This is a genomic window from Sphingobacterium alkalisoli, from assembly GCF_005049105.1.
Classification (GTDB): domain Bacteria; phylum Bacteroidota; class Bacteroidia; order Sphingobacteriales; family Sphingobacteriaceae; genus Sphingobacterium; species Sphingobacterium alkalisoli.
The window spans coordinates 205,765-218,014 of sequence record NZ_SUKA01000007.1; the positions used below are offsets into that span (position 1 = coordinate 205,765).

Below are 12,250 nucleotides of genomic sequence, written 5' to 3' on the forward strand. Positions count from 1 at the left end.
TCATTTATATCGAGTACAGCGCCAGAATAAAGGAGCAAAAGTGATTTACCCATCATTGTCTACTAACAATAGGTATTGTTAAATAACGAGGTAATGCAACCTCCAAGAAAGAATATCCGTTAATCGTAATCTTGATTTTGTGTCATCACTCCAGGATTAATTTCAATCTGACTGTTGGGTATCGGAAACAGAACATGGTGAGCTTGCATACCTATTGATTCCAACACCGCCATCGCCCTATCAGTACGCACTAGATCGAACCAGCGATGTCCTTCGAAAGCGAGTTCTACACGTCTTTCATGTTCTATTGCCAATCGAAAAGCGCCCTGATCTGCTATCCGAAGTGCTGGTGTAACGTGATTACTTGTCTTGCTTAATAAATTTGCGCGATTACGTATCTGATTCAAATAAGCAAACGCAGGACCGTCTGCTACATATCCCTGCTCATTTAAAGCCTCTGCATACATCAGTAACACATCAGCAAAACGTAATACAATCCAATTATTATCACTATCCAAATTAGCCGCTGGTACCCCTAAATATTTAGCAACGTAATTGTGCATCACGGTATTTCCATTAACCACGTAGCTCGTCCGCATAGATAAATCTTTTCGTACATCGTCTACTTCATAGGCCGCATTCATATTATCTGTAGGAATATTCTGCCCCAATGGATTCCCTAAAGACGTCACGGCAGTTCCTGACCCAATAGGTGCAAATTGATTCGTAAATGGACTGCCCTCGCCCGAGGATCCCTTTTTAAATTGTACCTCAAAGATCGATTCTTTACTGTTCTCGTTCGCGATACCGAAAACACTGGCATAGCTCGGTAGCAATTGATACTTATTCAAGGTTGTCTGATCAATAACCTCCTTCAATTTTTGGACCGCGAGAGCCCATTTTTTCTGTGTTAGGTATACCTTCCCAAGTAACGACATGGCTGCACCTTTCGTAGCTCTCCCGATGTCTGCATTTCCGTATTCATATAACAACGCTCCCTCTGCATCACTTAAGTCTGAGACAATTTGAGCATATACTTCTTCTGCGGGAGTTCTCCCGTACGCATAGCCTTCTTGCGGATTGTTGATTACTTCAAGTACTAAAGGTACGTCACCGAAAATGCGAACCATGTTGAAGTACATCAATGCACGTAAGAATTTAGCTTCCCCTCGATATTGATTCTTTAAATCTTCATCCATATTAACCGCATCGATCTTATCAATAACGATATTCGCAGCCTGTATGCCTTGGTAATGGGCACTCCACGTCGTACTACTTATGGAATTGAAGGCATTGTTCTTAAATTCGTCCACTTCCTGTAGGTTGGCTCCTGCATTAGGATTAGGTATCCATGTATTATCAGATCGTAAGTCGCCAATGATATGCATGGAAGAATAGTACATTCCCGGATATTGTAAAGCACCATATACAGCATTAAGCGCATTTTTCATGTCTTCCGCTGTTTGGTAAAAGTTATTTCCGTTCGTCTGCGATATAGGTGCAAGATCCAAGAACTTCTTACAACCGCTCAACGACAATATGGAGAGCAACCCCATAATTACTATATTTTTGATAGTTTTCATGTTATTCATCATTTAGAAGCCAATATTCAAACCAAACATAAACGTGCGGGCCAACGGATAACCTCCTGCGTCCACTCCTGGAACTAATGTACTCCCCCCTTGTATACTTACTTCAGGATTATAACCTTCGTAGTTGGTCCAGGTATAGGCGTTTTGCACCGTAAAATTCAATCTCGCGTGTGCAACGCCTGCTATTTGTACAATAGATGTAGGAACTGTATAACCTAGTGTAATATTTCGAAGTCGTAGGTACGAGCCATCCTCCACAAATGCTGATGTCACGTTATTGACTAGATTACTACCTGGAAAAGCACCGAAGTTGCGATTAACCATGGGTGATTTTCCGTCACCCGGGTTCTCTGGCGACTGCCATCCTTGTGAAGCACTTTTCAATACATTGTAAGACCCTGCATAGTTGCCATAATAGCGCCGAGCCATATTCAGTACCTCAAAACCCTTAACACCTTGTAGTGTAAAAGAGAAGTCTATATTCTTGAACTGGAATGTGTTTGTTATACCATATGTAAAATCAGGGAAAGGACTTCCCAAAATCGTTCTGTCTGCACTTGTAATACGGCCATCACCATCCACATCTTCAAACTTGAGTTGTCCCGGTTTCGATTCATTAACGATGATAGGACTGTTGGCAATATCTGCAGCATCTTGATACACACCAATTACCTTATACCCGTAAAAACTACCCGGCTCAGCATCAATCTGCGTAATATGTGTCGGCGCATTGGCAGAAGTTGATTGTCTAGAGATGATCGGCGATCCATCAGAACCTAGCTCCAATACGGCAATCTGATTGGTCGATAAGTTAAAATCTGTTGTCCATTTGAAAGCGCTTACTAGATTGCGGCTGGTCACCGTAAACTCCCATCCTTTATTTTGAATCTTTCCGATATTCTGCAAAGCAGTACTATATCCTGTTAAAGTAGGGACAGGTACATTAAGCAATAGATCAGACGTCTTTTTGTTATAATAGTCTACCGTAAGTGCAAACCGATTCTTTAAAACACTAACCTCCAATCCTAAGTCCAGCTGATTATTTTTCTCCCAACCTAGCATGCTGTTCGGGATGTTAGATATTCGCGTACCGTTGACGAGCGCACCTCCGTTTCCTCCAAAAATATAGTTTTCAATACCGGTAAGACCAATATGGCCATAGTTACTTATAAAATTATTTCCGGTTGCTCCATAACTAGCCCGCAACCGCAAGTCACTTAACCAAGAAACCTCCTTAAGAAAAGCCTCCTCTGATAAGCGCCAACCGAGCGATACCGAAGGAAAAAAACCCCATTTATTATCGGCTCCAAACCGAGAAGAACCATCCCTACGGAAAGTAGCTGTAAGTAAGTAACGATCTGCAAAGCTATAATTAATACGTGCTAAGTAAGAAAGAAGCGCCCATTCCTCCTGTGTAGTCGTTGCGTTCGTAATTAATCCCGCAGCATTTATAGTTTTTATATTATCATTCGCAAAGTTAGTCCCTGCCATACTGCTGAAGTCGACATACTCTTTCTGCGCTGTATATCCCACCAATGCATCGATAGCATGCTGATCAAATTTCTTCTTGTAATTCAAGGTAAACTCTGCTAGCCAGTTCTTGCTTTCGGAAGAAACAGCCGTAGCGGTAGGTACTTTAGTTGCGTTTACACTATTCGGATTGACAATCGATGGGCTAAAAATATGCTCTCTAAAGTTTCGAATATCCGTACCAGCCAGCGTTTTGAATGTCAAACCATCCAACAAGCTTACCTCCGCAAATGCAGTTCCAAGCAAACGAAGTGTGCCCTGTTTAAAATAAGACTCTTCAGCCAATTTAACCGGGTTGTCAACTTCACTCGTTCCAATACCCAGTCCCGTTATTTTTGTATAGTTGCCCTGCGCATCGTATGGGGTTAAGAATGGCGCAGCAGTGATTGCTGATTGCACAATACCACCACCTTGCCAGTTTCCTTCAGCATTTACGAGGTTGTTAAAAGTATATGAAGGAGTTAGGTTAGCGCCTACTTTCACCCTTTTATGTACATTAGATTCAACATTTATGCGGAATGAGTAGCGTTTGAGATCGGAATTCAAAATAATACCATCCTGATCTAAGTAGCCCGCAGACAAGAAATACTTTGTCTTTTCGTTACCGCCTGAAAAATTCAGCTGATAGTTATGCATCATAGCTGATCTAAAAATCTCACGTTGCCAATCCGTCCCTTCCCCCAGTGCATCTGGGTTGCTCGTCATCTCCGGTAGTTGGTACATCACGTTGTTGGTGCGAACACTATTCGGATCAGAAGCAGATCTTCCTGCGCCCGAATTGATCCACGCATTATTACGGGCTTCATTGATATATAATGCATACTCCCGGGCATTCAACAATTCGAGATATTTTTCTACTTCCTGTACGCCACTGTTTATAGATAAGTCCATGCGCGACACACCATTCTTGCCTGATTTGGTGGTAATGATCACTACACCATTAGATCCGCGAGAACCGTAGATGGCTGTTGCAGAAGCATCTTTTAATACTTGGATATTTTCAATATCTGCAGGATTAATTGTATTTAGTGGATTATTGTTTTGATTGTAATCGTTAGTTACCGGAAAACCATCAATCACATAAAGTGGATCATTACCAGCGCTTAATGAGCCTGCCCCCCGAATACGCACGGAAGAACCTCCCCCTGGCGCGCCCGTGGCTTGGCTTACTTGTACCCCGGCCATTTGGCCAGCCATCGCATTGTCTAGTGAAACAACTACCTGATTTTTTATCTTTTCACTGCTCATTGAACTAATGGAGCCTGTGATATCTTTACGTTGTTGCGAACCGTATCCCACGATCACGACTTCATTTAAGTCTTGATTCAATTGCTGCAATAGAACCCGCACGTTACTTCGATCTACAACAGTTATCTCCTTGCTCTGATACCCTGTGTAACTAACCAGCAGTACCGGTTTTTCTAGGTCAGTAACTAAGACAAACATACCATTGGCATCGCTCACCCCCCCGACACTCGACCCCTTTATCTTAACAGAAGCTCCCTGAAGAGGGTTTCCTTGTTCATCCACAACTTTCCCCTTAATTTCAGCAGGCTGCAATGCCTGAACGACTTCTTTGCCATGACTTACTTTATTCACGATAATTGTCCGGTTATCGATGGTATAAGAAAATCCCTGACCCTTCAAGCTTTCTTTAAGAGCTTCTTCTAATGTAGCGTTACGCAACTGTAAAGTCACAGGAGCAGCATCTTTAAGTTCGTTATATTTGTAGAAAAAAAAGTGATTACTTTGTTTCCCTATTGCCATCAATGCCTTGTCTAATGGCATATTTTTAGTTTTCAAGGTTATCGTTTGCGAAAAACTGTGCGCACTCACTTGAAAACAACTTGCTATAATCAGCAATATAATGAGTTTCATAACAAGGATCTGTTTGAAATAAGTACATTCGGAGTACATCCGAATTTTACCATAAACATTAAAATTCATAAGTTTGTCATGTTTGGGTTAATGGATTAATAAATGTGCAATCAAAAATTAATGGGATTAATCCAAGCAGTTCCATATTACTGGAGCATAAAGCCAGCCGTGTTACCAGCACGGTTGGTTATTTTTACTTGTTTCCCATTACGAAGTGTTTTTTCAGTTATGTTTTCATGGCTTTCATTTTTTAGTTTCACGCTGGTTAGTTGTAAATTATAACTTTTCGACCCACTATGGTCACATTAATACGGTTAAGTTTAAGTATCCGTAATACCTCTTCGATATTTTCTCCTCTTTTTATTTCACCGACAAATTGGTCCCGGCTCAGCTCACCTTGGTATTCCACCTCTACATCGTACCATCTTGCCACTTGCCTCATAATTGTCTGGAGATCGTCTCGATTGAATTTAAAATAACCGTCCTTCCAAGCTACAGCATCTTCATTTTGGGCACTCTCTATTACAATATGGTTGTTTACCGGAGAAATCAGCGCCTGCTGACCAGGTTGTAACAGTTTCGAAATATGAGGAATAGGATTTCTGTCCTTATCAAGCTTGGTAATTTTGATACTACCTTCCAATAACGTCGTTTTATTCGAAGTCTCTTCTCTGTAAGTATTAACGTTGAAATGCGTACCTAGTACTTCAATCATTTGATTTTCTGAAAATACTTTAAAGGGTCTACCATGCTCTCTTTTTACTTCAAAATAAACTTCGCCACTAATATCTACCCGCCGTTCATTTGCAACGAATGCAGTAGGAAAACGAATCGAGGAAGCCGCATTTAACCAAACTTTCGTTCCGTCAGATAAAACAAGGCGATACTGCCCCCCTCGGGGAGTTTGAATCGTATTTTCCAAAACCTCACCCTGTGTTTTCATATGATAAACCAACTCTCCGTCTGCCGTCTTTTCTATCGTCACTCCCGACTGTTGTGAAATAACACCATCCGCTTCGTTATTAAGAATAAGTTGTGTGCCATCAGCCAATGTCAGTACCGCGTCGTCTTTACCGGGGCGAATGATCGCTGTATCCTGCTCCGCTACCTGAACCTGTCCCTTTCCTTCAGGCGTATAGCGCCAGTATGCAAAAAGAGCTACACAAAGCAATGTTGCGGCTACCAGCCCTACCAAAGGTGATCGAAACCATAATGATTTAGGTTTCGTATCAAGAGCTTCCTCCTCTGCCCCGAGCATCTCATCCACTTTCCTTTTGATTTCCATACCCAGGACTATTTTTTCTTGCTCCTTCATCTCCGCTAAAACATCATCCTGTAGCTCAAACAGTTGATAGTAGGCTATTAAAAAGTCTACTTCTTCTTTCGAAGCCTTTCCTTTCTGGTACTTACGAAGCAATATCAAAAAATCTTTTTTATCCATATTTTGGGTTAATTGTTAGGTGCTATACAGCCCCATATATTAATAAGACCCTGAAAGACAAAAAAGTCCCACAGAGCAACTATTTTTTTACCAGTATTTTAGTAAATAGATAAGGATAAGCATACCTAGCGATTGACGAAGTTGCGCCACACTCTTTCCTAATTGATTTTGCACCGTTTTGCGGGTAATACTTAAACGGTCGGCAATCTCTAAAGTAGAGAGGTCATCATGATAACGCATGCGAAATATTTCCTGCTGTGACGGGCTCAAGGTAGCAACAAGAGCCTCATAATAAAGTAAAAACTCCTTTCTGATAATCTCTGCATCCGACTGGTCACGTGCAGCAAAAAGTTGATCAAACAGTTCAGGCAGCGGTGTGAATCGTTGAGCTCTGTCCATGCACTTGAAGACCCTGTTCCGAACTGCGATATAAAGATAAGCCCCAAGGTTGTCTATGATTAGTTCCTCCCGGCGCAACCACAATTGCAGAAAAATATCCTGTACAATATCCCGGGCAAGTTCTAAATCTTTCAGACGTTTATATGCTGCAGAAAAAGCATGCTCCCAGTATCTAGTATAAATCGCATCGAAAGCAAGACTATCGCCAGCTGCCATCCGATTGAGCAGATCACTTTCCATTACTTTTTCATTTACAGACTCAGACATGCGCTTTAGATTTGTATATACTTTATATGATCGATTTTAAAACTAAAGATAATCAGATACGACAAAAAACCACAGTCGGTATGCACCAATAGTAGTTTATATTTTTAAAAGAACCAATCCCCCATTTACGTCTTCTCCTTATTTAGTTGTTTGCGATAGCGCAGTAGCGCTTCCAAATAATAATAATCTGCATAAATCAATGGCACATCGATCTCATTATTGCTGGGTAAATTCCCCGTGCTGTGCTTCAACAAAAAATAAGGATTATCCCCCTGTGTATTGAGATAGGTGTCGGATGCTAATGTCTCCAAAATAGCTGTAGCGCCCTGCTTATATTTCATCACTCTATGTTCATCAGTTGTCAGCGTAGACAATTCTAATAGTGCAGATGCCGTGATCGCGGCTGCCGACGCATCTCGGGGTATCTCCGTAAATCGCTCTGGATCAAAATCCCAATCAGGTGTATACCCTTCCTGCCCCGCATCGAAATCCCAATAGGGTATTTTATCTGACGGTAGTCTAGCATGATCTAAGAAGAAATCAGCCATTCCTTCAGCTGTTTTTAGAAAACGTAGATCTCCAGTTTCGCGGTACGTCATCGTAAAACCGTATATTCCCCAAGCCTGTCCACGTGCCCAAGTCGATTGATCGGAAAAACCTTGTAAGGTTTGTCGGTTTAACACCGTTCCTGTGTTGGGATCATAATTAACTACGTGATACGAACTGTAATCTGCTCGTACATGATTTTTCATTGTTTGTAGTGCATGATTAATAGCAATATGCCGAAAGCTGGAATCCTTTGTTACCTTCGCTGCATAAAACAAAAGTTCTAGATTCATCATATTATCCATGATAACAGGATATTCCCATACATTTACATCACCTTTGGACTTTCGCTTATTCCATGACTGAATAGACTTTACCGTACCCGAATAGCGTTCACAAAGTGAACGGGCAGATTGTATTAGAATATCGCGGTATTGGGCATTATCTTCGAATCGCAATGCATTGCCGTAACTGCAATACATCATGAAACCGATATCGTGATGTGCAGTATTGTATTGGTTAGATTCTAATGATTCTGTCCATTTACGTGCCTCCTCTTTCCATTTGCTATCCTTCGTATATTCATACATATACCACAGGATTCCCGGCCAAAAACCACCTGTCCATTCGTCTATCTGCAAGAATTTTAACGAGCCATCAGGATTGAGTGAATGTGGATAATCCGCTAAATTGTTTCCCGTTATCTGCAACAAGCTGTCGTAAAGCGGTGCTGCAGCCTCAAAACTCTCGGCAATTATAGGATCGGATTTCTTTTGATCTTGACATCCCGGTAGTACCACTACCATAAAAACACATGTCAACCAGTAAAAATACACTTTCATAAAGTTGGTTTATCGTATCATGCAGCCCTTTATCAGACCGCCCTATATAACATGACCCGGAAGTCCCAAAAAGTCCCATGGAAAAATTATTTTTTATCTCCTGGGAATTTTATTTCTAATGTTATCGTAAAAAAATAATTAATCATACAATTGAAAGCGCAATTATTTGTACATTACACTTGTTTATTTAAGCTATAAGCAAAAGAAGACCGATTTTAGACAAGATTTTATATAACATAGAACGCAGCAAGTATTAACGAAGTGATGTATAATAAGGTCCTTTTAGCTATCCTCTCCCTTTTCACAACCTACTTTGGTGCTATTTCACAAGAATACAATAATGAATCTGGTGTGGTAAGTGATAATGACGCCTACCTGTGGTACGGACAAGACCGTTATTATACCAATGGTTTATTCATTTATTACAGGCGGGCCATTGATCAGCGTAAATTAAACGGAAATCTCGAAAAATTAACCTACGAACTATCTATAGGACAGAAGATGTACACACCGTTATCTGGATATGGTCCTGACCCGAGAACGCACGATCGGCCGTTTGCGGGGTATCTGTATGGAAAAGCGCAGGTAAATCTTTTCTATCAAAAGGAACAGGTATGGAAGGTAGGACTGGCCTTGGGAACCTCTGGCCCAAATTCCCTGGCAAGTGGAACACAAAATCTAATACACACCACCGTAGGGTTATACGAAACAAGTGGATGGGACTATCAGATTCAGAACGAAGCAGCCGCAAATTTAGATATACAATATACGGCATTATTAGGTCGCAACAGCGCCAAGTCAGTCGATTTTTCATTAGAAAGTTATACCCAATTAGGAACTGTGTTCAATGGAGCAGGCCTTGGTCTCCTCTTTAGAACAGGACATATCAACCAGTTATTTAACTCCTCCTATCACAATGCCGCCATCAGTCAAAACAGCAAAACGAAGAAATTGCACGAGCGGGAACTGTATTTCTACGCAAGACCTCAATTTAATTATATAGCATACGACGCCACCATACAGGGTAGTCTATTCACAAATAACAGTCCGGTAACATTTTCCGTTAGACCATTTGTATTTGAACAAAAAATAGGCGTTAATTATTCTACTGCTCGTTTTACACTCGATTATAGTTTAACCTTTCGTGGCCGAGAAATTAAAAGCAATGCTAGGCCACACCAATACGGCAGCATAGCCATTTTTTACCGCTTCAATTAAATATTGTTAGGCTCCTTCACCGTTAACCACATCGGTTTTACTTTTAAGATTGCTTGATGTACAGGGCAACTCTCAGAATGCGCTCCACGGAGATAACCGATACTCATCAAAAATTCATTAACGATTTCCCCGCCAGTAAATTTGAATGTCTTCTTAAAGAGCTTTACCCACTCCTCTTTGATTTTAGGGTGATGATGTTCCAGCCATTTTTCAAAACTTCCGTATTCCTGTTGTAATTGAAGGATCGTTTTAGCATTTTCTATCGCTGCATTTACTTTCAACCGGTTCCGAATTATTCCAGGATCATTCAATAAGCGTTCTCGATCCTGTTCGGTGTACGCCGCTATTGTTGCGATGTTAAAATTATCATAAGCTTTTCGAAAACTAGCTTCTTTTTTAAGAATAGTTTCCCAGCTTAAACCCGCTTGGTTGATTTCCATAATCAAACGGCCGAACAGCTCATTGTCGTCATGGATAGGATATCCATAATGATTATCATGGTAAGCTTTGTGGAGACTTTTCCGGGGTTCAGCCATGGAGGGTATGTATTCGCAATAACTCATTTTTTAAGGTATTTTATTTGTCTACTTAATAATTGGAATTCAAATTCCTTATTCAGTACGAATAAGAGGATCTCTACTTTATCTAATCAATAACGTGTAAAATAGTTCTTTCTGTCACATTTCAATTCATGGAATTGGAATTTAGCAGTGAGATGACGCAAGTTACTTTATTGCCTGACTGACTTCGATCGGAAAATCCGACTCCAATATATTGGCACCATCATCAAATACCATTCTGTATTTATTACGACGATCCTCCTTCGCTTGCAGCTTATCATAGGTAGGTGCCGCAGAAATCATACACATCACACCCTTTTCCTTAAAAAAGTTATACATCTGCTGGTTGGCAGGTTTTATCTCCGGGCCGATATAGACGATCATGCGATCAAATGGCAGACCTGAAGAGATAAAATCATCCAGGGCTTCTTGCGTTTTAATATGCATAGAAAGGTATTGATCTGGATTTTTATCCAAATAAAATCGAGCCTGCTCTACGTTATGTACCGTTACCCACACCCAACGGTACGCATTGTGTTTACGGACGATCTCCGCCGTCATTTCCATGGGAAGGTCTTTTTTATCTAGGTTCAATACAGTTTTTCCCTTGGCCCATTCGATCATTTCATCTAACGTATTGATACTATACGGGGTTATATTACCTTGACTATCTCTAAGTTTTAGTTCTTTCAGTTCTTGCCAGGTATAGTCCGACAGCTTACCACTTCCCGTCGTTGTCCGTTCCAAGGTAGCATCGTGTAACATCACAGCTACTCCGTCTTTCGTCAAGCGTGGATCTATCTCAAATATCGCTGTCGTATGCTTAAGTACCTCTTGCATTCCGACAATAGAATTCTCCGGCAGACCGTTTTCTATTGTTCCTCTATGACCACTTATTATCTTCTTATTCTTTTCATATTTAAAATACTGCCTCATCTCCTGTACCGTACTAAAGTTCAATACATGTAGTTTTTGTGCTGAAACCTGGAAGATGGAGAAAGCAACAAATAGGGTTAAAAATAAAAATTGTTTGTTCATATATACCTATAAAGATCTAACAAAATTAAGCATTGCATTTTAACAAATTAAAACCTTTATATTTAGCTAAAGTTAACAAAGACCAGTCAACAGCCTATATATTATAAGATACCTAAACATTCCATATATAGCTCCGTAAAAATACTTACCATCATACCGTAGAACACTTCACGATACGGCTTAAAACCCGTAAAATTAAATTTGAGGCCAACAGATTTCGTGGCCGTCTGTTTACAGCAGTAAATGGCTCCCAAAAGGATATAGCCAAAAGGATATAGCGATGGAGTCATTCTATATATTACAACAAATTGTAACACGTTATAAATAGAGAAATTAACATGGAAAAGCTACACGAAAAAAGAATCGCAATTTTAACTGAAGATGGTTTTGAAGAAGTCGAATTGACGAGTCCTAAGGAAGCATTGGAAAAAGCAGGTGCTCAGGTGGATATTATTTCACCTAAGGATGATGTTGTCCGTGCAAAGAAGGGTGATGACTGGACAGGAACTTACGACGTAGACTATGTACTGTCGGATGCGGATCCTAGTTTATATGATGGTCTTTTGATCCCGGGAGGCGTTATTAATCCGGATAAGCTTCGCACTAATGACCAAGCACTTGAATTTGTCCGTTCATTTTTTCAAGCTGGCAAACCCGTCGCGGCGATCTGCCACGGACCACAGGTACTGATCGATGCTGAAGTGATTGAAGGGCGTAAGATTACCTCGGTAGCCGCGATTAAAAATGATTTAATCAATGCCGGTGCCGTTTGGGAAGACAGCGCCGTCGTTACAGACCAAGGGCTTGTAACGAGCCGAACACCCGAAGATCTTCCCGCTTTCAATGCAAAGATCGTCGAAGAGTTTGCTGAAGGAAAACATCGAGGACAGCACGTATAGTGCTTCCCACGACATATACCTAAGAAATGCTGGTACCGCG

At 40.8% G+C, this 12,250-nt stretch carries 9 protein-coding genes; 2 read left to right on the forward strand and 7 right to left on the reverse strand.

From position 1 onward, the window contains the following. Window positions 1–119 precede the first annotated feature (119 nt). The 5 genes from FAZ19_RS19915 to FAZ19_RS19935 all read right to left on the reverse strand — a co-directional run bounded on the left by FAZ19_RS19915 (window position 120) and on the right by FAZ19_RS19935 (window position 8,495). On the reverse strand, window positions 120–1,583 hold the full coding sequence (locus tag FAZ19_RS19915; RefSeq protein WP_136822521.1) for a RagB/SusD family nutrient uptake outer membrane protein: 1,464 nt from the start codon (window positions 1,581–1,583) through the stop codon (window positions 120–122). Between the two features lie 12 nt (window positions 1,584–1,595). Continuing rightward, window positions 1,596–5,000 (reverse strand): TonB-dependent receptor, encoded by a 3,405-nt coding sequence (locus FAZ19_RS19920; protein WP_211245541.1) that lies wholly within the window; start codon window positions 4,998–5,000, stop codon window positions 1,596–1,598. Between the two features lie 265 nt (window positions 5,001–5,265). Further along, window positions 5,266–6,441 carry a FecR family protein gene (locus FAZ19_RS19925; RefSeq protein ID WP_136822523.1) on the reverse strand — a complete coding sequence of 392 codons (1,176 nt, stop codon included), beginning with the start codon at window positions 6,439–6,441 and terminating at the stop codon, window positions 5,266–5,268. Window positions 6,442–6,528: 87 nt separating this feature from the next. Next, entirely contained in the window at window positions 6,529–7,107 is a 579-nt protein-coding gene (locus tag FAZ19_RS19930) for an RNA polymerase sigma factor (RefSeq protein WP_136822524.1), read from the reverse strand. A gap of 125 nt (window positions 7,108–7,232) precedes the next feature. Next, window positions 7,233–8,495 (reverse strand): glycoside hydrolase family 88 protein, encoded by a 1,263-nt coding sequence (locus FAZ19_RS19935; protein ID WP_136822525.1) that lies wholly within the window; start codon window positions 8,493–8,495, stop codon window positions 7,233–7,235. A gap of 264 nt (window positions 8,496–8,759) precedes the next feature. Here FAZ19_RS19935 and FAZ19_RS19940 point away from each other — a divergent pair, with 264 nt between their 5' ends. Continuing rightward, on the forward strand, window positions 8,760–9,713 hold the full coding sequence (locus FAZ19_RS19940) for a lipid A deacylase LpxR family protein (protein ID WP_136822526.1): 954 nt from the start codon (window positions 8,760–8,762) through the stop codon (window positions 9,711–9,713). Here the strand turns inward: FAZ19_RS19940 and FAZ19_RS19945 are convergent. Further along, on the reverse strand, window positions 9,710–10,276 hold the full coding sequence (locus tag FAZ19_RS19945; protein ID WP_136822527.1) for a DNA-3-methyladenine glycosylase I: 567 nt from the start codon (window positions 10,274–10,276) through the stop codon (window positions 9,710–9,712). The two genes, FAZ19_RS19940 and FAZ19_RS19945, sit on opposite strands and share 4 nt — an antisense overlap. A 162-nt stretch (window positions 10,277–10,438) precedes the next feature. Then, the gene (locus tag FAZ19_RS19950; protein ID WP_136822528.1) at window positions 10,439–11,311 is read right to left on the reverse strand and encodes a glycerophosphodiester phosphodiesterase family protein; all 873 of its coding nucleotides are present in this window, start codon (window positions 11,309–11,311) and stop codon (window positions 10,439–10,441) included. A gap of 338 nt (window positions 11,312–11,649) precedes the next feature. On the opposite strand from FAZ19_RS19950, the gene FAZ19_RS19955 reads away from it, so the two are divergent. After that, on the forward strand, window positions 11,650–12,210 hold the full coding sequence (locus tag FAZ19_RS19955) for a type 1 glutamine amidotransferase domain-containing protein (protein WP_136822529.1): 561 nt from the start codon (window positions 11,650–11,652) through the stop codon (window positions 12,208–12,210). Window positions 12,211–12,250: the final 40 nt, after the last annotated feature.

Bases quoted from the DNA above. Each gene is read 5' to 3' on its own strand.
- FAZ19_RS19935 (WP_136822525.1), bottom strand. From the start codon at position 8,495: ATGAAAGTGTATTTTTACTGGTTGACATGTGTTTTTATGGTAGTGGTA.
- FAZ19_RS19940 (WP_136822526.1), top strand. From the start codon at position 8,760: ATGTATAATAAGGTCCTTTTAGCTATCCTCTCCCTTTTCACAACCTAC.
- FAZ19_RS19955 (WP_136822529.1), top strand. From the start codon at position 11,650: ATGGAAAAGCTACACGAAAAAAGAATCGCAATTTTAACTGAAGATGGT.
- FAZ19_RS19930 (WP_136822524.1), bottom strand. From the start codon at position 7,107: ATGTCTGAGTCTGTAAATGAAAAAGTAATGGAAAGTGATCTGCTCAAT.
- FAZ19_RS19945 (WP_136822527.1), bottom strand. From the start codon at position 10,276: ATGAGTTATTGCGAATACATACCCTCCATGGCTGAACCCCGGAAAAGT.
- FAZ19_RS19950 (WP_136822528.1), bottom strand. From the start codon at position 11,311: ATGAACAAACAATTTTTATTTTTAACCCTATTTGTTGCTTTCTCCATC.
- FAZ19_RS19925 (WP_136822523.1), bottom strand. From the start codon at position 6,441: ATGGATAAAAAAGATTTTTTGATATTGCTTCGTAAGTACCAGAAAGGA.
- FAZ19_RS19920 (WP_211245541.1), bottom strand. From the start codon at position 5,000: ATGAAACTCATTATATTGCTGATTATAGCAAGTTGTTTTCAAGTGAGT.
- FAZ19_RS19915 (WP_136822521.1), bottom strand. From the start codon at position 1,583: ATGAAAACTATCAAAAATATAGTAATTATGGGGTTGCTCTCCATATTG.